At 68.7% G+C, this 23,043-nt stretch carries 26 protein-coding genes; 15 read left to right on the top strand and 11 right to left on the bottom strand.

The annotated features are described in order from the left end of the window. Positions 1-14: 14 nt before the first annotated feature. Positions 15-1,520 carry a LytTR family DNA-binding domain-containing protein gene (locus DDE10_RS07805; RefSeq protein WP_162806460.1) on the bottom strand — a complete coding sequence of 502 codons (1,506 nt, stop codon included), beginning with the start codon at positions 1,518-1,520 and terminating at the stop codon, positions 15-17. Between the two features lie 134 nt (positions 1,521-1,654). On the opposite strand from DDE10_RS07805, the gene DDE10_RS07810 reads away from it, so the two are divergent. Both DDE10_RS07810 and DDE10_RS07815 read left to right on the top strand, forming a co-directional pair. Further along, positions 1,655-3,073, top strand: coding sequence for an alpha/beta hydrolase (locus DDE10_RS07810; protein WP_114952162.1), 1,419 nt, complete (start codon positions 1,655-1,657; stop codon positions 3,071-3,073). An 86-nt stretch (positions 3,074-3,159) separates the two neighbouring features. Beyond that, on the top strand, positions 3,160-3,357 hold the full coding sequence (locus DDE10_RS07815; RefSeq protein ID WP_114952163.1) for a hypothetical protein: 198 nt from the start codon (positions 3,160-3,162) through the stop codon (positions 3,355-3,357). A 46-nt stretch (positions 3,358-3,403) separates the two neighbouring features. On the opposite strand, the gene DDE10_RS07820 is transcribed toward DDE10_RS07815, so the two are convergent. Beyond that, complete coding sequence (locus DDE10_RS07820) at positions 3,404-4,741, bottom strand: MFS transporter (protein WP_114952164.1); 1,338 nt, start codon at positions 4,739-4,741, stop codon at positions 3,404-3,406. Positions 4,742-4,776: 35 nt separating this feature from the next. Next, on the bottom strand, positions 4,777-6,333 hold the full coding sequence (locus DDE10_RS07825; protein ID WP_114952165.1) for a leucyl aminopeptidase: 1,557 nt from the start codon (positions 6,331-6,333) through the stop codon (positions 4,777-4,779). Positions 6,334-6,503: 170 nt separating this feature from the next. Between DDE10_RS07825 and pgsA the strand changes: the two genes are divergently transcribed. The 3 genes from pgsA to DDE10_RS07840 are packed head-to-tail and all read left to right on the top strand — an operon-like array spanning position 6,504 to position 7,769. Beyond that, positions 6,504-7,073, top strand: a complete 570-nt coding sequence (gene pgsA, locus DDE10_RS07830; protein WP_114952166.1) for a CDP-diacylglycerol--glycerol-3-phosphate 3-phosphatidyltransferase — start codon at positions 6,504-6,506, stop codon at positions 7,071-7,073. Positions 7,074-7,082: 9 nt separating this feature from the next. Then, complete coding sequence (locus tag DDE10_RS07835; protein WP_114952167.1) at positions 7,083-7,343, top strand: MoaD/ThiS family protein; 261 nt, start codon at positions 7,083-7,085, stop codon at positions 7,341-7,343. A gap of 6 nt (positions 7,344-7,349) precedes the next feature. Further along, positions 7,350-7,769: a molybdenum cofactor biosynthesis protein MoaE gene (locus DDE10_RS07840; protein ID WP_114952168.1), complete on the top strand. Its 420-nt coding sequence runs from the start codon at positions 7,350-7,352 to the stop codon at positions 7,767-7,769. A gap of 18 nt (positions 7,770-7,787) precedes the next feature. On the opposite strand, the gene DDE10_RS07845 is transcribed toward DDE10_RS07840, so the two are convergent. Continuing rightward, positions 7,788-8,690, bottom strand: a complete 903-nt coding sequence (locus DDE10_RS07845) for a hydrogen peroxide-inducible genes activator (protein WP_114952169.1) — start codon at positions 8,688-8,690, stop codon at positions 7,788-7,790. Between the two features lie 279 nt (positions 8,691-8,969). On the opposite strand from DDE10_RS07845, the gene DDE10_RS07850 reads away from it, so the two are divergent. The 4 genes from DDE10_RS07850 to DDE10_RS07865 all read left to right on the top strand — a co-directional run bounded on the left by DDE10_RS07850 (position 8,970) and on the right by DDE10_RS07865 (position 13,150). Then, on the top strand, positions 8,970-9,512 hold the full coding sequence (locus DDE10_RS07850; RefSeq protein WP_114952170.1) for a peroxiredoxin: 543 nt from the start codon (positions 8,970-8,972) through the stop codon (positions 9,510-9,512). Positions 9,513-9,646: 134 nt separating this feature from the next. Further along, on the top strand, positions 9,647-10,168 hold the full coding sequence (locus DDE10_RS07855) for a carboxymuconolactone decarboxylase family protein (RefSeq protein WP_114952171.1): 522 nt from the start codon (positions 9,647-9,649) through the stop codon (positions 10,166-10,168). 212 nt (positions 10,169-10,380) lie between these two features. Further along, positions 10,381-12,042 carry an alpha-amylase family protein gene (locus DDE10_RS07860; protein WP_114952172.1) on the top strand — a complete coding sequence of 554 codons (1,662 nt, stop codon included), beginning with the start codon at positions 10,381-10,383 and terminating at the stop codon, positions 12,040-12,042. 64 nt (positions 12,043-12,106) lie between these two features. Continuing rightward, entirely contained in the window at positions 12,107-13,150 is a 1,044-nt protein-coding gene (locus DDE10_RS07865) for an aldo/keto reductase (protein ID WP_114952173.1), read from the top strand. Here the strand turns inward: DDE10_RS07865 and DDE10_RS07870 are convergent, their stop codons facing one another. The 5 genes from DDE10_RS07870 to DDE10_RS07885 form a co-directional block, all read right to left on the bottom strand. Then, positions 13,151-14,092, bottom strand: a complete 942-nt coding sequence (locus DDE10_RS07870) for a transposase (protein ID WP_162806461.1) — start codon at positions 14,090-14,092, stop codon at positions 13,151-13,153. A 1-nt stretch (position 14,093) separates the two neighbouring features. Beyond that, positions 14,094-15,074: a HEAT repeat domain-containing protein gene (locus tag DDE10_RS07875; protein ID WP_114952175.1), complete on the bottom strand. Its 981-nt coding sequence runs from the start codon at positions 15,072-15,074 to the stop codon at positions 14,094-14,096. Further along, positions 15,071-15,229: a hypothetical protein gene (locus DDE10_RS23390; RefSeq protein WP_162806463.1), complete on the bottom strand. Its 159-nt coding sequence runs from the start codon at positions 15,227-15,229 to the stop codon at positions 15,071-15,073. The genes DDE10_RS07875 and DDE10_RS23390 overlap by 4 nt, the downstream gene beginning before the upstream one ends. Before the next feature lie 88 nt (positions 15,230-15,317). Next, the gene (locus DDE10_RS07880; protein ID WP_114952176.1) at positions 15,318-15,920 is read right to left on the bottom strand and encodes a hypothetical protein; all 603 of its coding nucleotides are present in this window, start codon (positions 15,918-15,920) and stop codon (positions 15,318-15,320) included. Next, a complete protein-coding gene (locus DDE10_RS07885; protein WP_284734505.1) occupies positions 15,917-16,486 on the bottom strand; it encodes an RNA polymerase sigma factor in 570 nt (189 codons plus the stop codon). The genes DDE10_RS07880 and DDE10_RS07885 overlap by 4 nt, the downstream gene beginning before the upstream one ends. Before the next feature lie 175 nt (positions 16,487-16,661). Between DDE10_RS07885 and DDE10_RS07890 the strand changes: the two genes are divergently transcribed. Further along, positions 16,662-17,447 carry a helix-turn-helix transcriptional regulator gene (locus tag DDE10_RS07890; RefSeq protein ID WP_162806465.1) on the top strand — a complete coding sequence of 262 codons (786 nt, stop codon included), beginning with the start codon at positions 16,662-16,664 and terminating at the stop codon, positions 17,445-17,447. Here DDE10_RS07890 and DDE10_RS07895 read toward each other — a convergent pair. Further along, on the bottom strand, positions 17,386-18,774 hold the full coding sequence (locus DDE10_RS07895) for a cytochrome P450 (protein ID WP_162806467.1): 1,389 nt from the start codon (positions 18,772-18,774) through the stop codon (positions 17,386-17,388). The genes DDE10_RS07890 and DDE10_RS07895 overlap by 62 nt on opposite strands. Positions 18,775-18,887: 113 nt before the next feature. Here DDE10_RS07895 and DDE10_RS07900 point away from each other — a divergent pair, with 113 nt between their 5' ends. The 3 genes from DDE10_RS07900 to DDE10_RS07910 are packed head-to-tail and all read left to right on the top strand — an operon-like array spanning position 18,888 to position 21,017. Continuing rightward, the gene (locus DDE10_RS07900; protein ID WP_114952179.1) at positions 18,888-19,526 is read left to right on the top strand and encodes an acyl-homoserine-lactone synthase; all 639 of its coding nucleotides are present in this window, start codon (positions 18,888-18,890) and stop codon (positions 19,524-19,526) included. Then, positions 19,516-20,427 carry a phytanoyl-CoA dioxygenase family protein gene (locus tag DDE10_RS07905; protein WP_114952180.1) on the top strand — a complete coding sequence of 304 codons (912 nt, stop codon included), beginning with the start codon at positions 19,516-19,518 and terminating at the stop codon, positions 20,425-20,427. The genes DDE10_RS07900 and DDE10_RS07905 overlap by 11 nt, the downstream gene beginning before the upstream one ends. Before the next feature lie 2 nt (positions 20,428-20,429). Then, on the top strand, positions 20,430-21,017 hold the full coding sequence (locus DDE10_RS07910; RefSeq protein WP_114952181.1) for a MarR family winged helix-turn-helix transcriptional regulator: 588 nt from the start codon (positions 20,430-20,432) through the stop codon (positions 21,015-21,017). Positions 21,018-21,167: 150 nt separating this feature from the next. On the opposite strand, the gene DDE10_RS07915 is transcribed toward DDE10_RS07910, so the two are convergent. Then, positions 21,168-21,596, bottom strand: coding sequence for a VOC family protein (locus tag DDE10_RS07915; RefSeq protein ID WP_114952182.1), 429 nt, complete (start codon positions 21,594-21,596; stop codon positions 21,168-21,170). Between the two features lie 116 nt (positions 21,597-21,712). Here DDE10_RS07915 and DDE10_RS07920 point away from each other — a divergent pair, with 116 nt between their 5' ends. Then, on the top strand, positions 21,713-22,507 hold the full coding sequence (locus DDE10_RS07920; RefSeq protein WP_114952183.1) for an acyl-CoA thioesterase: 795 nt from the start codon (positions 21,713-21,715) through the stop codon (positions 22,505-22,507). 156 nt (positions 22,508-22,663) lie between these two features. Next, positions 22,664-23,014, top strand: coding sequence for an iron chaperone (locus tag DDE10_RS07925; RefSeq protein ID WP_284734506.1), 351 nt, complete (start codon positions 22,664-22,666; stop codon positions 23,012-23,014). Positions 23,015-23,043 lie beyond the last annotated feature (29 nt).

Below are 23,043 nucleotides of genomic sequence, written 5' to 3' on the forward strand. Positions count from 1 at the left end.
GGAACCGTCTCGCGCTACGGGAGCGCATCCGGGCCCGCCCGCCCGCGCGACGTCGTCTTCGACGCGGCTGCGGCTACCATTCCGGCCAGTCGCAAGGAATCGCGATAGCGGCGACCGACCGGGACCACTCTGCCGTCGGCGAGCTGCAGCTCCTGCCCGCCGCCCGGCCGCGAGGCGACGCGCGTGACATGGACCCGATTGACGGCGTAGCTCTTGTGGACGCGCAGGAAGCGATCGGAGAACTGGTCGAGCATCCGCGTCAAGTTCTGGGTGACGAGCAGGCGGCGGCCGTCGGCGAGCACGGCCTCGCAATAATCGTCGGCGGCCCTGACGTAGAGGATGTCGTGCTCCGGCGCGCGGTCGGTCCGCGCGCCGCTTCGGAGCTCGACGATATTCTCGCCCGCGGCCTGCGCTTCGGCGAGCCGGGAAGTCAGCGCCGCGGCGCGCGCCGCCGCGCCGTCGCGTTCCGTCCGCGCCCGCCGGAACGCAAGCACCTGCTCGGCGACGAGGGCGGCCAGGGTGGCGGCGATCCCGACATAATAGGCGCCGTCGAGGAAGCTCGCCTCGAGCCGGATCAGCAGCGCCGCGAGCAGGACGGCGCCGGCCATCGCCGCCCGCGCCCCGACGCGGCCGGACCTCCAGCCCCAGAAGCCCGCGACCAGTATGGCACCCAGGCCCGCCATCACGGCCGCAAGCGCCTTGAGGTCGTAGGCGCGCGGAAAGAGCAGGGCGGCGACGGCGGCCGCGGCGGTGACGAGGACCAGCGCCTTGGCGCGATTCGGAGCGAAGCGATGCGCGGCATAGCCGGAGGCGGCGACGGCGGTCGCCGCGGCGAGCAGGGCGATGGCGGCGACCCGCACCAGATGCCAGGGATAGGGATAAGGAATGAAGGCGCGTGCGACTTCGGCGCCGAGCTGCGCGGTCGCCAGCGCCGATGCCGCCGCCGCCCAGCGGGCCAGTCGGTCGGCTCGGTCGGTCATGGCCGCCGCACCGAAATAGAGGCCGGACGCAAGCAGCGCTCCAAGCGTGAGCAAAGCGGGGAGATAATAAGCGATCCCAGGCAAGCGGGGGGTCTCGTAGAGCGAGACGGCGACGAAATGGACCGGCTGCTGCACCGGCAGCCAGAGGTGATGCGACGTCATTCGCACCTGCAGGCGATTGGCCCCCGCCCGGACCAATGACGGCGGCACCGGAATGGCCGCGACGAACCGCCCCGGCCGCTCCCCGGCGGCGTCGGCGGCGGGGCGGCCGTTGAGGCCGATCAGCCGCCCGTTCCAGAAGATCTCGGCGCTCGCCATTGCGGTGATCCAGACCATCGGCGTGCGCTCGAGCGGCAGCGCCCGGGGGTCGACCTGGATGTCCTGCTCGATCCAGACTTCGCCCCGGTCGGGCCGCAGATCGGCGAAGTCGGTGGGGGTGCAGTCCCGGCCAGGCGCGGCGCAGGACAGGACAGGGCCCGACGCCAGCGGCGGCGCGGCCGCGATCAGGAGGAGCGCGAGGAGCGCGATCGCCAGTCTCATGGCGGAGTCATAAGCGCCCACCGACGACCTGTCTTTGTCGTTCACCGAGCCGGCCGGTCGTTCACCGATTGGCGGATGGACGCCGCGGCGGCCCGCCTCCAGCCGGTGCGAACCCGTCGAAAAGAGGATCGACCATGAAAACCTGGCTTCGCCTGCCCGCCGCCATCGGCCTGCTCCTGCTCTCGCCGCTGCCGGCCGCGGCGCAGTCCGATCTGCGGATGGAGCCGTACCGCTTCCGCCTGGCCGACGGGTCGGAGATCGACGCCGAGCGCGGCCGCTTCACGGTCCCGGAGGATCGCGCCGACCCGCGATCGCGGCGGATCGAGATCGGGTTCGTGCGCTTCCGCTCGACCAGCCCGGCGCCGGGGGCGCCGATCGTCTATCTCGCCGGCGGGCCGGGCGGGTCCGGCGCCGGCACCGCCCGCGGCCCGCGCCAGCCGATCTTCCTCGCCTTGCGTCAGGTGGCGGACGTCATCGCGCTCGACCAGCGCGGCGTCGGCCTGTCCGATGCCATCCCTCCCTGCGCCGCCGAGCGGCCGCTGGACCCGTCGCTGCCGCTCGGCGAGGCGACGCTGACCGCATATTATCGCGACACGCTGCGCAGCTGCCTCGAGCGCTGGCGCGCCGCCGGCGTCTCCCCGTCCGGCTATACGACCGAGCAGAGCGCCGAGGATATCGAGGATCTTCGGCGCGCGCTCGGCGCCGAGCGAATCGACCTGTGGGCCATCTCCTACGGCACCCATCTCGCGCTGGCGCTGATGCGGCGCCATCCCGGATCGGTCGGCCGCGCCGCCTTCGCGTCGGTGGAGGGGCTCGGCCAGACGGTGAAGCGCCCGGCGTCGGTCGACGCCGCCTTCACCCGGATCGAAGGAGCGGCCGCGCCCGGGCTCACCGCCTTGATGCGGCGCGTCCATGCGCGGTTCGATGCCGAGCCGCAGGCCTTCATCCTGCCCGCCGGCGAATCCGGTCCGGTGACGGTCCGCGCCGATTCCTTCGTTCTTCGCATGCTTGCCGGCTTCATGGCGAAGAATCCCGACGGGATCGACGGACTCGCCGCCGCCTATCGCGCGCTCGATGCGGGCAATCCCGATCCGCTGGCGCCGCTGATCCACCGCTTCGTCTATGCCGAGCCGCTGGAAATGAGCGGCATGGCCGAGCTGATGGACATCGCCTCGGGCATTTCGGACCCGCGGCTCGCCGAGTTTCGCGAGCAGGCCGGCACGGCTCTGCTCGGCTCGGCCCTGAACTTCCCGATGCCCCAGCTGCGCGGCGAGGTGACGGGGCTCGATCTCGGCGACGCCTTCCGGACCGAGCTGGCGGCGAGCCATCCGGTGTTGCTCTTCTCGGGCGATCTCGACGTCCGTACGCCGCTCGAGGACCAGGCCGAGGCGACGGCAGGACTGTCTGGCCTCCACCGGATCCTGGTTCGCAACGGCGGCCACGATCTGTTCGAGGCCCATCCCGACGTTCCCACCATCCTCGTCGACTTCTTCGCCGGACGGCCGGTGACGGTGACCGAGCTCAGCCTGCCCAGTCCCGCCGGCACGCCCTGAGCCGAGACTGTCCCGACGCGGCACGTCCGGCATGAAGCGTCGATCGGCGCTTGCAACCTTCTGGTAAATGAAATCTTAATGACGGCATGAACCGTCTGTCGCCCTGGATCGTGCGCCGCGATCCCGCTCCCCTCTCACCGCGCCGGGCCGCGCCGGCCGCCATGGCGCTCACCCGTTCGCAGCCCTTCGCTGGGTTCGAGGCCGGCTCGTCGCTCGAGGATCTCAAGCTCTTCGCGACCGGCTGGATCGGCGGCCTCATCTTCTTCGGCACCCTGTTCGGCTAGCGCCGCATTCCCGCCGACATAGATTCAAATATTTTAGTCGCACGGCTCACACCGTCGGCGGCAGACCTTCCGCATCGGCGCATTCATTGTCGCGGCAGGCCTTGTGGAGCTTCCAGGCCAGCCAGGCCGAGACCAGGCACATCGCTGCCGCGAGCAGCAGCTGGTCGGCGGTGGCGACGCCGGCCAAGGAGAGGCCGATGGCGAGCAGCGAGCCGACCACCATCGCGCCCGAATTGACGATGTTGTTGGCCGCGACCGTGCGCGCCGCCTCGGCCTTGCGCACCGTCGTCGTCAGGAAGGCGTAGAGGGGAACGACGAACATGCCGCCGGCGACGGCGATGCCGAGCAAGGAGGCGAGCAGCAGCCACACCCCGTCATGGGCCATGAACGCGCCGATATCGTAGAGCGTGTCGCCGGGCGCGCCGATCCAGCGCACTGCGCACAGGTGGAAGGCGACGACGAACAGGCCCATGAAGATCACCGAAGGTGCCGAATAGCGGGCGGAGACCTGGCCCTTGAGCAGTCGGTTGACCGCGACCGATCCGATCGCCACGCCGACCGAGAAGATGGCGAGGAACAGGCTGGCGACCGCGCGGTCGGCGGTCAGCACGTTCTTCACCAGCGGCGGGAACTGGATGAACAGCACCGAACCGATCGTCCAGAAGAAGCTGATCGAGACGATGGCCAGGAACAGGCGCGGGATATGCATCGTCGCGCCGACGAGCCGCACCGAGGAACGGATGACGTTGAGGTCGATCCGGTGCCCCTCCTCGAGCGCCGGCGCAGGCGGCACCTGTCGCCCCGCGACATAGCCGACCAGCGCGACCAGGATGACACCCACCGCCGAGGCCTCGACCGGGATGATGCCGGCGAGGATGGTGCCTCCGAGGATGGCGAGATAGGTGCCCGCCTCGACCAGGCCGGTGCCGCCGAGCACCTCGTCGGGTTTCAGATGCTGCGGCAGGATCGCATATTTGATCGGTCCGAAGAAGGTCGAGTGGATGCCCATCGCGAACAAGGCGAGCAGCATCAGCGGGATGGCGATCGTGCCGGTATCGATGCCCAGCCAGGCGAGGAACAATCCGGAGGCGCCGACGATCATGATCAGGATCTCGGCCAGCTTCACCAGCCGGATGATCTTCGCCTTGTCGCGCGCATCGGCAAGCTGCCCGGACAGCGCCGACAGCAGGAAGAAAGGGAGGATGAACAGGCCCGTCGCGATCGCGCTGAACCAGGTCTCCGACTTTTCGTCGTTATAGACCTGGTAGACGACGAACAGCACCATCGCGTTCTTGAACAGATTGTCGTTGAACGCGCCCAACAGCTGGGTGACGAACAGCGGCAGGAAGCGGCGCTGACCGAGCAGGTGAAGCGATGAAGTCATCGGAACGGCGAGCGCTGTCCGGTCGGCACGTCAGGTCAGCGGTCGCCGGCGGACGGCACGGCGCGGAAATCGCGCACGAAGCGGTCGAGCAGCCGGATGCCGAATCCCGCCATCCCCTCCGGCACGATCGGCGTGCCGCTGTTGCGCACGTCGACGCCGGCAATGTCGAGATGGGCCCAGGGCGTCCGATCGACGAAGCTGCCGATGAAATGGGCGCCAAGTCCCGCCCCCGGTCCGCCGCCCTCCACTACGTTCTGGATGTCGGCAACCCGCGATTCCATGTCCTCGGCATAATTGTCGTGGAGCGGCAGCCGCCAAAGCGGCTCGCCGGACGTACGGCCGGCCGCGATGAGCTGGTCGGCGAGCGCATCGCTGCGGCTGAACAGGCCGGCATATTCGTCGCCGAGCGCGGTGCTGACCGCGCCGGTCAGGGTGGCGACGTCGACGATCGCGGCGGGGCGGAATCGCTGCTCGGCGAGCGCGACCGCGTCGGCGAGGACCAGCCGCCCTTCCGCGTCGGTGTTGATGATCTCGATCGTCCGGCCGTTCATCGCGCGGACGACGTCGCCGGGGCGGGTGGCGCCGCCGCCCGGCATGTTCTCGGCCAAGGCGGCGATGGCGACGACGTTCACCGGCGCCCGCGAACGGGCGAGGCTGAGCACGGCGCCCACCACAGCGGCGGCGCCGCCCATGTCGCCCTTCATCGCCCACATGCCGTTGCCCGGCTTCAGCGAGATGCCGCCCGAATCGAAGGTGATGCCCTTGCCGGCCAGCACGACGGGCGCACCCTCGGCGCCGCGATACTCGACGATGAGCATGCGCGGCGGCCGCTCCGATCCGCGGCCGACCGCCAGGATCGCATTCATCCCCATCCGCTCCATCGCGGCGACGTCGAGCGCCTCGATGCGGACATTGGCGACGCCGCGAAAGGCTTCGCGCGTGCGGTCGACGAACGTTTCCGGATAGAGGATGTTGGCCGGCTCGGTGGCGAGGTCGCGCGCAAACAGGACGGCCTCGGCGAGCGCCGCGCCGCCGCGCTGCCATTCGGCCTCGGCCTCGCGGGCCTGCGGGGTCAGGATAGTCAGCGGCGCTTCCTCGCCGGCGCGGCGCGGCCGCTCGGGATCCGCCGATCGATAGCGATCGAAGCGATAGCCGCCGAGGTAGGCGCCGACGCCGATCTGGGCCGCGGCCGCCGGGCCGCCGATCCCGTCCGGCGCGACGATCGTCACAGGACCGTCCTCGCGCGCAGTCTCCTGCGCGGCGGTGCCGCCAATCTCCTGGAGCCGGACAGCGGGGTCGCCGTCGCCTTCGGTGCCGACGATCAGGATCTGCGACCAGGGGCCGAGGCCGCGCAGGCTGAGCTTGCTGTTCGCGCGGTAGCGGAAATCGGCCGCGGCGAGCGCCCGGGCGACCGCGTCCCGCGTCGCCGGGTCGAGCATCGATCCGCGCCGGGCAAGCTCGTCGGCGCTGCCGAGCGGGAGCACCAGCGCGCCCGCGTTCGGCGGGGTATCGGCGAAGCGTATCGGACGGGCGGCGTGGGCGGTCGAGAGGGCGGTGGCGGCGAGAAAGGCGAGGGCGATCAGGCGGCGCATAGATTCTCCAGGGCTGGCGACGAAACGGCGAACGCGGCCTGGCCGGGTGGCCTCGGACGCGCTCCTGCTGAGCCCAAGTGCTTCCTTGGCCGACCGTGGCGGACGGCACAAGCCGTCACGTCCGCGCGCCTCTCCCAATCCGGGAGCGAAGCCGCTAAGGCGGCGCACGGATGCTGACGCTGCCGAACCTGCTGACGCTCTCGCGAATCCTGGCTGTGCCGATTCTCGTCTTCCTGCTGTGGAAGCCGGGCTGGTACGATTATGCCGTCACCTTCGTGCTCTACTGCCTGGTCGGCATCACCGACTATTTCGACGGTTATCTGGCCCGGGCCCAGGGGACGGTCTCGCGGCTCGGCGTCTTCCTCGATCCCATTGCCGACAAGATCATGGTGGCGGCCGTGATTGTGATGCTGATCGCCCGGCCGCCGCTGCAGGGGGCAGCGCCGATCATCGCCGACTGGCATCTCATCCCCGCGCTCGTCATCCTGTTGCGGGAGATCATCGTCTCGGGCCTTCGCGAGTTCCTCGCGGGCCTGCGCATCTCGGTCCCGGTCAGCCAGCTCGCCAAATGGAAGACGACGCTCCAGCTCGTCGCGCTCGGCGCCCTGATCCTGTCCGGCGCGGTGCCGCATTGGGCCTGGGTCCATGTCGTCGGCCTAGCCAGCCTGTGGGCGGCGGCGGCGATCACCCTGTTGACCGGCTGGGACTATCTGCGCGTCGGCCTGCGGCATATGGACTGAAGGGGGGGCATGGCAGCGCTCGAAATCCTCTATTATGGCCGCTTCCGCGACGCCATCGGCCGCGACCGCGAGGAGGTCGACCTGCCCAGCCACGTGCTGACGGTCGACGACCTGATCGCCTGGCTGCGAGGCCGCGGCGATCCCCACAGCAGCGCGCTGCGTGAGGCCGAGGCGGTTCGTGCCGCGGTCGCCGGAGAATGGGCGGAGCGAAGCGACAGCGTCTTCGGTGCCGTCGAGGTCGCTCTCTTTCCCCCGGTCGGAGTTTTCTGAGCAGCCGTGATCGACATCAGGATCCAGTCGGCCGATTTCGACGCGGGCGCCCAGATAGAGCGCCTCGCGGAGCTGCGTCTTGCCGGCCTTGCCGCCTTCGTCGCCCGTCTCGAGGCGCGGGAGGATGTCGACGAGATCTGGATCGATCATCACGCCGTCCTCGCCCGCGCCGAGCTCGCCCGCATTGTCGAGGAAGCCGGGGCGAAATGGCGGCTGGGCGGGCTGGTCCTGATCCATCGCCACGGCCGGATCGCGCCTGGCGGACAGGCGCTGTTCGCCGGGGCGACGGGCTCTTCGGCGGGGGCGGCCCAGCAGGCCTGCGCCTGGATCGTCGACCAGGTCAGGGGCCGGGGCCCGTTCTGGCGCAAGGACGTGCTCGGCGACGGCGCGATCCGCTGGTGGGGTCCGCCGCCGGACGCCCGCTGAAGGGCATCCGCCGTCCGGTCAGGCGGCGGCCTCGAGCGCGTCCGCGAGCAGCCGGAATTCCTTTTCGCGTGGGCTGCCTCGGCGCCAGACCAACGCGATGAGCCGGCTGGGATGGTCGGCATCGAGCGGCCTCGCGACGACGCCCGTTCCCTCCAAGATCCCGGCCTTGAAGGCCATTTCCGGGATCAGGGTGATGCCCAGGCCATTGTCGACCATCTGCACCAAGGTGTGCAGCGACGTGCCGAGGATCGACGCCTCGGCGCGAAGCTCCGGCCGATTGCAGGCGGAAAGGGCATGGTCCTTGAGGCAGTGGCCGTCCTCGAGCAGCAGCAGCTTGTCCTCGTCGATCGCCGCAGGCGTGACGACGGAGGGGAGCTTTTCCGCCGCCGATCCCGGCGGGAAAGCGACCATCAGGCGGTCCTCGAACAGCTCGGCGGTCTCGACGTCGCCGCAGGCGAAGGGAAGGGCGAGCAGCACGCAGTCGAGCTGGCCCCGCCTCAGCGAATCGCAGGCGGCCTGGCTGGGCTCCTCGCGAAGGTAGAGCTTGAGGTCGGGCCATTGCCGGCGCAGCCGCGGCAGCATGGTCGGCAGCAGGAAGGGGGCTATGGTCGGAATCACTCCCATGCGCAGTTCGCCGGCGAGCGGCTTCCCGGATGCGCGCACCATGTCGGCGAGGTCCTCGGTCTCCCTGAGGATCCTCTGCGCCTTCTCCGCCACCCGCTCGCCCAGCGGAGTGAACCGCACGACGCGCCGCGTGCGCTCGACAAGAGTGACGCCGATCAAGGACTCGAGCTCCTTGATCCCGGCAGACAGGGTCGACTGGGTGACGAAGCAGGCATCGGCGGCGCGTCCGAAATGTCCGTGATTCCTGAGCGCGACCAAGTACTGGAGCTGCTTGAGCGTGGGGAGATAGGTGCTCATTCGGGGGCCTCCCGACGCGGGCCGTTACCCACAGCCGGGCGGGCGGCGCGCTCTTGAGGGGGAGGGCAGCGGCGGGGGTCCCGGCGGTGGCTCGACATTGGCGGCTCTTTCCCTAAATGCCCGAAGGTCCCTCTCGCGGGACGCTGCACGTATATCGGACGAATCGATCAATGAGTATCATCTAATCAATTTGTACGATTTGATCCACTCCCTATATTGCAGTGCAGCAAAGGTTCTCACCTATCCACAACCAAAGCAAAAACAGGAGCTAAAAGCACGATGCTTACCGTTGGCGACAAGATTCCCGGCCTGACCCTCCCGGTCCAGCAGGGCACCTCTGCCCTGCCCGCTGGCGAGGCGATCGACCTGGCCGAGACCAACGGCAAGTGGAAGATCCTCTTCTACTGGCCCAAGGACTTCACCTTCGTCTGCCCGACCGAGATCGTCGGCTATGGCGAGCTGAAGCAGGAGTTCGCGGACCGTGACGCCGTCCTGATCGGCGCGTCGACCGATACCGCCCACGTCCACTTCGCCTGGCGCCGCTCGGACGAGCAGCTCGCCAATGCGGACTTTCCGTGGATCGCGGACAACAAGAAGGAGCTGGCCGACGCGCTCGGCATCGTCGATCGCGGCGAGGGCGTCGCCTTCCGCGCCACCTTCATCATCGATCCGGACAATGTGATCCAGCATGTCACGGTCAACGGCCTCAATGTCGGCCGTAACCCGCAGGAGACGCTGCGCGTCCTCGACGCGCTGCAGACCGACGAGCTGTGCCCGTGCAACTGGACTGCCGGTGAAGAGGTCCTGAAGCCGGCCGCCTGAGCGGTTAGCCCCTGACGCTCAGGCTCGTCCCGAACCAGGCGTAAGGACCTCCAGGGAGGGGCGCGGCGACCCATGTTGCCGCGCCCCTTTTCTTTTCAGCCCCAATCCGACCCTTCCCTTCAAAAGGACAATTCATGACTTCCCTCAAGGAATTCGCCGACACCCTTCCCGATTATGCGAAGGACCTCCGGCTCAACGTCAGCTCGCTGCTCAACGACCAGATTCTCGGCGACAACCGCAAATACGGCCTGCTGCTCGCTTGCGCCCATGGCACCGGCTACCGGCCGCTCGTCGCCGCCGTCGAAGCCGAAGTCGAGGGCAAGATCGACAGCGCCTATGCCAATGCCGCCCGCGCGGCCGCCGCGATCATGGCGATGAACAACGTCTATTACCGCTTCGTCCATCTCGCCTCCAACCCCGTCTACGGCACGCTTCCGGCCAAGCTGCGCATGAATGTCATCGGCGCGCCGGGCATCGACAAGGCCGACTTCGAGCTGTTCAGCCTCGCCGTCAGCGCCCAGAATGGCTGCGGCATGTGCATCGACAGCCATGAGCGGATCCTGACCCAGCACAATGTCGGCTCCGAGGTCATCCAGGCCGCCGCCCGCGTCGCCGCGGTGCTGAAGGCCGTCGCGACGGTCCACGCCACGCTCTGAGCCGCCGGTCGGAACGTCGGCGCGCCCGGCGCCGTTAAGGCGCAGACAGGTCGCATCCACCGTAATCCCTCCCCCCGCGAGGGGGAGGGTAGGGTGGGAGCGTTCGGCGACGGCGGCTTCGCTCCGACGCCGAACCCTCTCTTCCCGGACCTCTCGAGCGTGAGAGGGAGAAGGGCGAGGCGGAAGCGATCGAGGCCGAGCGGAGTGGGCGGATGATCAGGAGCCTCTGGTACAAGAACAGCGTCATCTACTGCCTTGCCGTCGGCAGCTTCATGGACTCGAACGGCGACGGCATCGGCGATTTCCAGGGGCTCGCCCGCCGGCTCGACTATCTGCACGGCCTCGGCGTCACCGCCTTGTGGCTGATGCCGTTCCAGCCGTCGCCGCGGCAGGATCATGGCTACGACGTCACCGACCATTATTCGGTCGATCCGCGCTACGGCACGCTCGGCGACTTCGTCGAGTTCACCCATGGCTGCAAGGAACGCGGCATGCGGGTGATGATCGACCTCGTCATCAATCATACCTCCGATCGCCATCCGTGGTTCCGGTCCGCTCGCAGCGACCCCGCTTCGCCCTATCGCGACTGGTACATCTGGGCGAAGCGAAAGCCGAAAGATGCCCACAAGGGCATGGTCTTCCCCGGCGTCCAGCAGGCAACCTGGGATTATGACGACGTGGCGAAGGCCTGGTATTTCCACCGCTTCTTCAAGTTCCAGCCCGATCTCAACTACGCCAATGCCGAGCTGCGCGCCGAGATTTTCCGGATTCTCGGCTTCTGGATCGAGCTCGGCGTCTCCGGCTTCCGGCTGGACGCCGTGCCCTTCGTCATCGCCGCCGACGACGCCGAGGCGGGCGAGCCGAAGCTCGAATATGCGATGCTCCGCGACTTTCGCGAGTTCGCCCAGTGGCGCAGCGGCCAATGCGTCATGCTCGCCGAGGCGAACGTGCCGCCGAAGGAGAGCATCGAATATTTCGGGCGGGACGCCGACCGGCTGCACATGATGTTCAACTTCCCGGTCAACCGCACCCATTTCCATGCCCATGCCAGCGGCGACGTGCGTCCGCTCGAAAAGGCGCTGCGGGAGACGAGGGCACGTCCGGAGGCGGCGCAATGGTGCCATTTCCTGCGCAACCATGACGAGCTCGATCTCAGCCAGCTCGAGCCCGAGCAGATGGAGGCGACCTTCGCCGCCTTCGCACCGGACGAGGACATGCGCCTCTTCGGCCGCGGCATCCGTCGCCGGCTGGCGCCGATGTTCGGCGGAGACCGGCGGCGCATCGAGCTCGCCAACAGCCTGCTGCTGAGCCTGCCGGGTACGCCGGTGATCCGCTACGGCGACGAGATCGGCATGGGCGAGGACCTGTCGCTCGAGGGCCGCGATGCGGTCCGCACCGCGATGCAGTGGGACGATTCGCCGCACGGCGGTTTCACGACCAATGCGCGCAGCGACTGTCCGGTGATCGCCGACGGCCCGTATGGCTATCCCCATGTGAACGTCGCCGGGCAGCGCCGGGACCCGGGTTCGCTGCTCAACTGGACCGAGCGCCTGATCCGGCTTCGCCATGAGACGCCCGAGATCGGCTATGGCGCCTTCGATATCGTCAGGGCGCCGAAGGACATTCTTGCCTTGCGCCACGAATGGCGCGGCGCCGCAGTGCTCACCCTCCACAATTTCAGCGACGCGCCCCGCGAGATCGGCATCGGTCCCCCCGCCACCGGGGGTGCGCCGCGTCGGCTGGTCGATCTCCTGGACGGCGATCACAGCCTCCCCGACGAGAAGGGGCGCCACCGCATCCTGCTCCAGCCCTACGGTTATCGATGGTACCGAGTCGGCGGCCTCGATGAGGCGCTCGAGCGCGGCGAAGCCTGACCCGGCTTGCACCGGACCTTCATTTGCCGCTTTGGAAACGGCATCTCACGCGACGGAGATCTGCATGCGCTACAATCCTCTCGGCCGCACCGGCCTCTACGTCTCCGAGCTGTGCCTGGGGACGATGACCTTCGGCGGCGACGAAGGCGTCTGGGGCAGGATCGGCCGTGTGCAGCAGGAGGAGGCCGACGCCCTCATCCGCGCCTCGCTCGATGCCGGGATCAACTTCATCGATACCGCGAACGTCTATTCGGGCGGCCTTTCCGAGCGGATCCTCGGCCAGTCCCTCAAGAATCTCGGCGTCCCGCGCGACGAGGTGCTGATCGCGACCAAGGTCTACGGCCGGATGGGGCCAGGGCCGAACGGCGCCGGCGCCTCGCGCCACCACATCCTCGCCCAGATCGAGGCGAGCCTGGAACGGCTCCAGCTCGACCATGTCGATCTCTACCAGATCCACGGTTTCGACCCGACCACGCCGATCGAGGAGACTCTGGCGGCGCTCGACCAACTCGTCCGCCAGGGGCGGGTCCGTCATGTCGGCGTCTCCAACTGGGCGGCGTGGCAGGTGGCCAAGGCGGTCGGCATCGCCGAGCGGCGCGGGCTGGCGCCGGTCGCCTCGCTCCAGGCTTATTATGCGCTGGTCGGCCGCGACCTCGAGCGCGAGATCGTGCCGATGCTCCGGTCGGAAGGCGTCGGCCTGATGGTGTGGAGCCCGCTCGCCGGCGGCTTCCTGTCGGGCAAGTATCGCCGCGGCAGCGAGGGCGGCGCCGACGATCGCCGCACCGCCTTCGATTTCCCGCCGGTCGACCTCGAGCGCGGCTATGCGATCGTCGGGGCCCTCGACGGGATCGCCGCGGCCAAGGGCCGCAGCGTCGCGCAGATCGCGCTTGCCTGGTTGCTGCATCAGCCCACGGTCTCGACGGTCATCATCGGCGCCAAGCGCAAGGACCAGCTCGACGACAATCTGGCTTCGGTCGAGGTCGATCTGACCGCGGAGGAGATGACCCGGATCGACGAGGTCAGCCGCCTGTCTCCGGAATATCCGGGATGGATGCTCGACTTCCAACGCGGCTATCGCGGCATTCCGCCGCGCCGCGGAGAATCCTGATCACGCGCCGGCGCTGACCGGTCGCCCCTCGATCCAGTCGCGGCCGGCCTGCAGCCGGTTCATCTCCTGGCGGCTCATCTCGGCGACGAGGCGGACGGGGGAGCCGGTGCCGCGCGCCAAGATGTCGAGGCCGGTGTCGACGTCCGGGGCGGCGATCGCCATCTCGCGCAGCGCGGCGAACTGGATCCGGTCGCAGGGATGGTGCGCGGCGAAGCGCTCGAGGAGATCGCGGGCATTGCCGCCGCCCTGATGGGCGGCGAGCGCGAGCAGGGCCTCGGTCGCGCTGCGCGTGAGGATGCCGGCGATCTGGCAGCTCTTCACGTCGAAGCGGTACTGGCTGAGGAAGGGGAGGCGGTTGGAGGCCTCCATGATGTTGATCGAGACCGACAGCGAGTCCGCCGGCAGCTGGTTGTGGACATCGCGGTGGGCCCGGTAGAGCATCACCTTGCCCGGCTCGAGGCGCGACGTCTCGACATATCTGAGGCCGACCGGCTCGCCGGGGAAGCCGACGACCTTTTCATAATCATATTCGTAATATTCGCTCCAATAGCCAGGGCCGAGATAGCCGACGGTGAGGAACGAGAAATTGTGGTCGTGCGGCACGTGGTAGAAGAAGGGGGCGAGGCCACTGTTGCGCACGACGCTGTCCTGCGGCGAGGGCCAGAAGTTCGCCCTGATGAAATATTTCTCGCTGGCGCGGTGCAGCATGATCACCTGGGCACTGTAGCGATTCTCGAGACTCTGGCGCGCGCAGCGATCCTTGAGCTCGGCCACCGCCAGACCGGCGAGGAAATCGCGATTGCCCGCGAGGCGCCGCAGCAGCGGCGCCATCGCCGCGAAGCCCTCCTCGTCGCCGGGATCGAACGCGTCGTCGTTCAGCGCCTCGATCAGATCGGCGAGCTCGATCGGATCGCCGTCTTCGCAGGGGATCATACGGGCCATGTCAGGCTGCCGCCCGCGCCGGCGGCGGCGCCTGGAGCCGATCGAGCACATTGCGCGCCGCCCGCCGGGTCTCCGGATGGGGATCGTGCGCGGCCATCCGCTTGAGATGGGGCAACGATGCCTGAATATCGAGCCCGAGCAGCTCGCGCATCACGTGCCAGCGCACGAAGAAGCAATGATGGTCGAGGAACGGCACCATCGCCGGCACCGCCTCGGCCGTGCCGAGCGTTCGCAGCAGGCTGGTGATCATCTGGATCCGCGAGGCGCTGTCGTCGGCGGCGCTGCAGCCGAGATAGGATCGCGTCTCATGATCATATTCGACGCTGACCGGTGCCCGGTCCGGCTTGATGCTCGCCTGGAGCAGGAGGAGGCTCGAATGCGCCTGTTCGATCACGAAGCTCTCGCAGCGGCCGTCGATCTGCAGGATCTCGCCGTCGGCGATGTCCCGGGCTTCCCCCGGCTCGCACGAACCGGCCGTCGCGGCGCTGAAGCTCGGGCCGATCGGCGGGATCGACCAGAAGCGCAGGCGCGCCCGCCCAGCATCGAGGAATTTGAACAGCTCGACCTGTCCGGAAAAGTGGATCGAGGCCTTGCGGCCGCCGGCACTCCGCTTGGCGGCAAGCCCGCTTATGTCGACGGTTGCGCAGGCGAGCGAGACGAGATCGTCCTCGTAGACGAGGAGGCCGCTATTGACCTCGCCGGTGAGCTTGCGAAACGGCGGGACGAAATAGGGATCGACGAGGGCGGCCGCGGCCAGGGCGTCGATGACGTCGCCGATCCAGCCCGAATCGGCGAACAGACTTTGAATGGATCGCGCGACGGACGGCGCGCTCCGGTCCGGGAGATCCGCCATGGCGGATCGCAGGGCGCGGCTCACCGCGCCCTCGTTCCACGCTTCGGCAAAGGCGTCGGATGCGTCCCGGCTTCGCCGCTGGGCCTGCTTGTCGCCGGCCCAGCGGCGCAGTTCAGGGCCGACGATCATGCCGTGCCGTAATAGATCGCGATTCCGGCGGCGATGCCGATGCACACGGCGCTGCCGACTTCCTGCTGCTTGCTCGATCCGGAGACGGAGACCTGGGTGTCGAGCTCGGGGAGATCCTCGACCTTGAGCGGCTCATGTTCGCGAGTGGGGTACATGGTGCTGCCTTTCCTCGATGGTTACGCTTCGAGGGCCACGAGGCTCGCACCAAAGTATTTATACTTCCCTAAGGCCGATCTTCCGAAGTCAATCCAAAGTACTTGATTCGCTCTCGACGCGGTAAGCTTCGCGAAGGGCGAGCAACCGCTCGAGTTCCCGCTTCACCTGTCGGTAGCTCGCGGCGAGGGTCCAGGCGGTGGCCGCGAGCAGCGCAACGCCGCCGACCAGCAGGATCGTCCGCAGCTCGGGATCCGGCGCCGCCGCGGCAGCGAGGTTGGCGGTCCTCGCAAGCAGCCAGCCGACGAGCAAAGCAGGGCCGAGCGTGAGAGCCCCGTAACGGATACGCTTCAGCGACTGGCGCAGGCGCTCGATCGACTGGTCGAGCATTTCCTCGCTGGATCCGACAAGCCCCTCGAGCTCCGCCGCCCGAAGCTTGCGCTGCCGCATCTGGCTGAACAGGAGCAGCAGGATCGCTCCACTGCCGACGAGCATGGTGCTCGGCTCCGGATTGCGCAGCACGAACAGGAGAACCGCGCCGGCGATGAGGATGGCCGCGCTGACATCCGCCCGCTGCGCCCATCGCGCGCGGCGCCTGACCGTCTCAGCCGAGCGCTGCAGGTCCGCCATCTCGCTTGCACTGGGCTGCTGCCGCCAGACGTCGCCGAGCCGGTCGAGATCGAGATCGCTCATGACGCCGGCTCCAGCATCTTCTTCAGGGCAGCCTTCGCACGCGACAGCCGGAGCGCCAGCGCATTCGGCGCGATCTCCAGCATGTCCGCAATCTCGGAATAGCTAAATCCTTCAAGCACCAGGATGATCACCTGTCGCTGCGGCAAGGGCAAGCGACGAGTGGCGTCGAGCAGCCGCCGTCGTTCGCTGGCATCGATCGCCCTCTCCTCGGGGCTGGGCGCATCCGATTCCACTCGTTCCGGCATCTCCGCCAGGGGCGGCAGCCGCACCTGGCGGGCGACGAACGAGATCGCCCGGTTCTGCGCGATCCGGGCGATGAACGTCCGCAGCGAGGCGTCGCGACGATAGGTGGGCAGGGCCTGCCACACCGCCAGGAGGATCTGCTGGGTGAGGTCCTCGCGCAGCGCCGGATCGGCTTCGTAGGACATGGCGATGCGCGAGATGAGCGGGCCGTGCTCGGCCACGATCACCTCGAACGGGGGCGTCTCGCCGTTCAGGGTCTCAGCCGTCGCCGTCTTCAGCTCCCATCCCCGTGCGATCCCGAAAGGGTCGCATAGTCCCCGCACGAATCACAGGCCGACGACATGACTGTCCGGCCGATTCGCCTGCGCCTTCGCATCATAAAGGGGACGGGGTTAATGTCTCACCCGTGCCACGCCCGCCGCGCGCCGCCTTCCCCTGTCGCCGGGATTGACCTAAGCTTTTGCCGCGCAAAAAATTATTGTGGAAATGGGGGGCAGGATGCCGTCACGCCTCGAACGGGTACAGGCGTTCGCCGAAAGCGCGTCGACGATCGCTTCGGGTGCCGAGCTGCATCTGCTGTTGGACGAGACGGTCCGTGATTTCGGCGCCGACTATTTCCTGATGATCCATCATGCCGACTTCAGCACCGCTCCGGCCGGCCTCGTCCGAATCGGCAATTACCCGCTCGAGTTCATCAGCATCAGCCGGCAGGACGGGCGGCCGCTGCACGACCCGATCATGGACGCGTGCGAGCGGACGCTGGCAGGGTTCTTCTGGGACGAGGTCTGGTCGATCGTGACTCCGACCGAGCGCAATCGCCGTCGCGCCGCGGCGGTGGCGCAGTCCGGGCTCGGTGACGGTTTCGTGGTGCCGACCCACATTCCGGGCGAGCATCTCGGCTCCTGCCATTTCGCCGTCCGCGCCGGCCGGCACCTTCCGCGCGAGAACAGCGCCGCTCTCCAGGCGATCGCCGCCTTCGGATTCGAGGCGGCCCGGCGGCTCGCCGGCGAAGCCAAGGCGCCGCTCCGGCGCGGCGCGCCGCTCACCGATCGGCAGCGCGAGTGCATCATCCTGTGCGCGCAGGGGAAAAGCGACTCGGTGATCGCCCAATTGCTCGGCCTCAGCCACAAGACGGTGAACGCCTATGTCGAGGCGGCGAAGCGCCGCTACGGCGTGGCGACGCGTGGCCAGCTCATCGTCCGAGCCCTCTACGCCTCCGACATCACCTTTCACGACATCGTCGGTCCACCGTCAGCAGGAAGGGGCCCCGCGGCCTGCAATTAGGCCAATGGTACCAGCGCACCGGCGCCGCCTGTCCGGGGCGGGGATCGGCGCGGCGGAGCAGGGAGGCAAGGAAGACGCGCGCCTGCTGCCGCGCGAAATGGAGCCCCAGGCATTTGTGCACGCCGCCGCCGAACGGGGCGAAGGCGAAGCGGCCGCGGGCCTGCTCCCCGTCCGGCGAGAAGCGCAGCGGATCGAACCGCTCCGGTTCCGGCCACAGCTCCGGCAGGCGATGGGTGATCATCAGATTGGCGCCGGTCATCGTCCCGGCCGGGATCGCATGGCCGGCGATCGTGACGTCGCGCATCGCCCGGCGCCACACCACCGGCGCCGGTCCGTTGAGCCGCAGCGTCTCCTTGTAGAACATGTCGGTGAGCGGAAGCGCCGCGGTCGCCGCGGCTGCCGGATCGTCCGCAAAGGGCTCGAGCTCGGCGCGCAGCCGCTCCGCCCAGGCGGGCTCCACCGCGAGATAGTAGAGCAAGGAGGTTAGCGAGGAGGCGAGGGTGTCGTGGGCGGCGCTCAGCAGGAAGCTGAAGCTGTCGCAGATCCGGGATACTGGGAGCGGTCGGCCGGTCGCGTCGTCCAGTGCGGCCATTCGGGACAGGAAATCGGCGCCCGGAGCGGCCCGCTTCTCCGCGACCAACCGCGCAAGGATCGCATCGAGCCGGGCCTTGGCGGCGCGGCCGCGCGCACGGGCCAGGCTCGGCAGCGGGCTGGCGCCCATCGCCAGAAGGCTGCGGATCATCCGGCGCAGCGACTCGATCACCAGCTCGGCCTCGCCGTCGAGGGGGCGGTCGAGGAAGGTCGAAGCGGCGATCCGGAAGGTCAATCGTCTGATCTCGTCATACACGTCGATCCTCCGTCCGACCCAGCTTTCGACCGCCGCCTGGATGTCGCGCGTGAAGATCGCACGATAGCGGTCCAGCGCCGGCTGCCGGAACGCCTCGCCCATCAGCCGCCGGTCGGCGCGATGCTCGGGCCCGTCCAGGATCAGCAGCGCGCCCGGAAAGAGGGGCTCGATGAGCTGCGCCCAGCCTTGCGCAGCCGAGAAGGCGCCGGCCTCGTCGAACAGCAGCCGCTCGTTCGCTTCCGTGCCGGCAGCGTGGACATGCCAGTGGCCGAAGGCGCGGAAGCGGTAGACGGGGCCGTGCGCCGCCGTCATCCTCCGGGCGAAGCCGAGCGGATCGGCCAGCGCTTCCGGCATGACGCCGACGATCGGCAGGCCCGCCTTGCCGGGGATGCGCTCCAGGCTGGCGGTCTCCGGATGCGGCAGGTTGGCGGCGCCGAAGGGCCGCCAGCGGCGCGATCCGGCGGCGAGGGTTGCGGTCATGAAATGGCTCCCGCCCGTCTGATCGGGCGCCATGTGTCGGCAATCCATAGGGGTAGTTACCCGTATCGCGGCCGCTACGCGGCGCCGCCATCCTTCGCGGGAAGGGAAGCGCCATGCAGATCAAGCTCGTCGATGCGGGGGCGCGCCTCCGCTTCAGCAGGCACCTTGTCGAAATGCACCATGACCGCAAACGCGTGTTCGTCGACCGGCTCGGCTGGCAGTTGCCCACCTGCGGCAGCTGGCTCGAAGTCGATGCGTTCGACAACGACTATACCGTCTATCTGATCGCCTGCTCACCCGACGACGACCGCCATGTCGCCTCGGTGCGGCTGCTGCCGACGACGCGTCCGCACATGCTCGGCACGATCTTCTCGCACCTGCCCGACGGCGGACCGATCGTCGCCGACGATGTCTGGGAATCCTCGCGCTTCACCATCGCACCCACTGGAATGCGCGGCAGCGAGGTGATGCGACTCAGCCAGTATCTCGCGCTCGCCCACGTCGAGTTCGCCCTACTCAACGGCATCGGGCGCTACGTCATGATCGGCGAAAGCCACCGGGTCGCGACGGTGGTGGCGATGGGCTGGCGGGTGCGCCCGCTCTGCCTCCCGACCGACTGCGACGGCAGCAAGGTCGTCGCCATGGAAGTGTCGATCGACGAGAAGACGCTGCCGGCGATGCGCCGCCGCTTCGGCATCCATGCGCCGGTGCTGGAGGCCGTCCCGGGTCCGACGGGCCGCCATGCTTCCTGAGCGCTTTGCCCATCTCGATCCCGACGGGCTCCCACCTGCGGCCCGACATCTGCTGGAGCAGGGCTATTGCGTGCTTCCCGAGGCGATGCCGGCGGCGGAGATCGAGGCGATGAGCCGGAGCCTCGACGACCGGTTCCATCATACGCCCTTCTGCGTCGGCGACTTTCACGGCCGCCGGACCAAACGCTTCCACCGTCTGCTCGCCCGGCTCGCCGGCGCCGAGCGCCTGGTCATGCAGCCGGATCTGCTCGGCCTGGTGCGCCTGGCGCTCGGCCGCTGGTGCGACTTCCCGGAGATCAGCCTCACCCAGGGCCTCGAGGTGCATGCGGGCGCGCCCGCGCAGATCCCCCATGCCGATCAGAGCATGTGGCCGGCGGTGCCGAAGGGGATGATGGAGCTCAGCGTCAACGTCATCTGGCCGTTCGTCCCGTTCACCGCGGAGAATGGTGCCACCCGGGTGTGGCCCGCGAGCCACCTGCGCCCCCGCGCCGCCGACGCGTCAACGACGGAGCCGGCGGTTTGCGCGCTCGCGCCCGGAGACGCGCTCGTCCTGCTCGGCTCGACCGTCCATGCCGCCGGCGCGAACCGCTCGGCGGCGCCGCGGCGGGCGGTGATCGTCAGCTACTGCCTCGGCTGGCTCAAGGCCTACGAGAATCAGGCGCTGGCTTACCCGCCCGACGTCGCGCGGACCTTGTCTCCCGAGCTGGCGTCGATGCTCGGCTATCGCTGGCACCGGCCCAATCTCGGCACCTTTGACGGTCAGTGCCCGTCGGTGCTGCTCGCCGACGGCGAGGTGCCCGAATATCTTGCCACGATCGATGCGCTCGCGCCGGAGCACGAGGCGCTGGTCGCGGCGCATGCCGCGCGGCAGGCGGACAAGGAATCATGGGGGAGGGACTGAGGATGGCGACGAGAGTTCGAGCACGTCCGCAGCGTCGGTCGCTGGCGCGTCGGCGCGAGCGGCAGGCGGCGGCGGAATCCGGAAGCGAAGCCCCGGCGGGCAGCCTGGACGAGGCGCCGGTCGCCCTGCCGCGCCGCCAGTTCGAGCGGCTGCTCACGCTGGCGCGGGTGGCGGAACCCGGGCTCGAAATGGCGCCGGTCCCGCTTCGCTTCGTCCGCGAGGGCGATCTCGACCGGAATTCGATCCGTCTCGCCCGCGCCATCCACCAGCTTCGCCGTCGCCGCGAGCTCTATTTCGACGCCGGGCTCTTCTCCGATCCGGCCTGGGACCTGCTGCTTCATCTCCATGTGGCGAGCGGCGAGGAGAAATGGGTGCACGTCTCACGCGCCTGCCGCGCTGCCGCGGTGCCGACGACCACGGCCTTACGTTGGCTGGGGCGGCTCGAGGCACTCGGGCTCGTCCTCCGGGAAAGCGACCCGCGCGACCGGCGGCGGATGAAAGTGTGCCTGGCGCCGGAGGCGTCGCGGGCCATGCGCCGCCTGCTCCACGACATCAGGACCATGCTGGAGACCAATCCCGAGCCGCAATGAGCTTCGCCCTGAACGGCGGGGTCGGCGGGACGGGCCGGACGGTACGGACCGCCCGGCCCTCACCACTGGCCAAAAGTGGCTGGCGCCATAGTCTCGCGGCCGCCGGACGCCTGTCGGGAATGCTCGTCCGGCTGTGCTCCAGCGGCTGCCCTATCTCGCGAACAGCGAGTCGAAGCTGGCAAAGGCCTTGAATTCGAGCGCATTGCCGGCGGGATCGAGGAAGAACATCGTCGACTGCTCGCCCGGCTCGCCCTTGAAGCGCGTATAAGGCTCTATGACGAAGCCGATACCGTGCGCCTTCAGCCGTTCCGCGAGCTGCTGCCATTGCGGCGGGCGCAGGACGACTCCGAAATGCGGCACCGGCACCTGGTGACCGTCGACCGGATTCTCGCCGGCTCGCGGCGGTGCCGCGGCGCCCTCGACGCGATGGGCGACGATCTGATGGCCGAACAGATCGAAATCGATCCAATCGTCGCTGCTGCGGCCCTCAGGGCAGCCGAGCACCTCGCCGTAGAAATGGCGGGCCGCGTCGAGATCGTCGACCGGAAAGGCGATGTGGAAGGGGGTCAGCTCGGTCATGGTCTTCTTTCTCGGCCGCGCGCCGCAGGAGGCGCGATGGCCCGATAGTCGAGACGGCGCCGCCAGACCAGAGTGACGGCTGGCGCAACAGTCCGGCGTCCGACTACAGCAGCGCCATGAGCGATTCATCTCCTCCGGCCGAGACGCTGCCCGGCCTGATCGACGCACTCGGTGCTACCGCCGAGCCCTGCCGAATTGTGGTACCGGATCGCTGGATGCAGGGCCGCACCGTCTATGGCGGCCTTTCGGCGGCGCTCGCACTCGCGGCGACGCTGGGCCGTTGGGACGATCTGCCGCCGCTCCGCTCGGCGCAGATCGCCTTCGTCGGCCCCCTCGCCGGCGCGCTGGAGATCCGGACCGAGTTGCTGCGCCGCGGCCGCTCCGCGGCGTTCGTCCAGGCCGATGTGGCTTCGGCCGCCGGGCTCGGCGTGCGGGCGACCTTCCTGTTCGTCGCTGCGCGCGAATCCCATGTCGATCTTGCCGCGGATGCATCCGGTCCCGAGACTCCGCCGCCGATGACGGAGGCGTTCGAGCCGCCGCCGGGCGTCGCCTTCATCCGCAATTTCGAACTTCGCATGACCGCGGAGGAACGCGACGGGCAGGCCCACATCGCCCGCTGGGCGCGCCTCCTCGACCGCGACGGCCTTCATCCGATGGTCGAGCTGCTCGCCGTCGGCGACGTGCTTCCGCCGGCGGCGATGCGGCTCTTCACCCGGCCGGGGCCGATCAGCTCGATGAACTGGCATCTCAACCTGCTCGCGGATCCGCCTGCGACCACCGACGGCTGGTGGCTGCTGCGCAGCACCGCCGACCAGGCCCGCCACGGCTATAGCGGCCAGCAGATGAGCATCCGCGACGCCGCCGGCCGCCTCGTTGCCACCGCCACCCAGAGCGTCGCCTTGTTCGCTTGAGGCGAGGTTTCGCGCCGATATGGGCGGCGTCCTCCCCTGACTGAGGATCGATCCCAGAGCTTCCCCAGATCGGCTTGATCCAGTTATCCCGCTGCGTTTAGGCTGTGAGGGCGAGCATTGCCTCGCATGTCACGCCAGCGAAAGCCTGTCCTGACCATGAGCGCTGATCACGACGCCTACATAGCCGAGGCTCCCGAAGAGCTTCGCCCCGTGCTGGTTCGCTTGCGTGCCCAACTTGCGCGCGCTCTGCCCGACGCCGAGGAAGTCATCGCCTACAAGATGCCCGGCTTCAGGATCGGACGATCCATCGTCGCGGGCTATGCCGCGTTCAGCAGGCAATGCGGCCTTTATCTGTCGCCCTCCGCCATTGCGTCGCATGCCGAAGACATCGCGGCGGCCGGGCTCAAGTCCACCAAGACCGGCGTCACCTTCTCGCCGAGCCAGCCGATCCCCGACGCGCTCGTCGAGAAGCTCGCTCTGGCTTCCAGACGGAATCCATCTCTCTGAGAGGGTTAAGGGCGTGATCCGTTTGTCGT

This window comes from Sphingosinicella terrae, from assembly GCF_003347635.1.
Taxonomy (GTDB): Bacteria; Pseudomonadota; Alphaproteobacteria; order Sphingomonadales; family Sphingomonadaceae; genus Allosphingosinicella; species Allosphingosinicella terrae.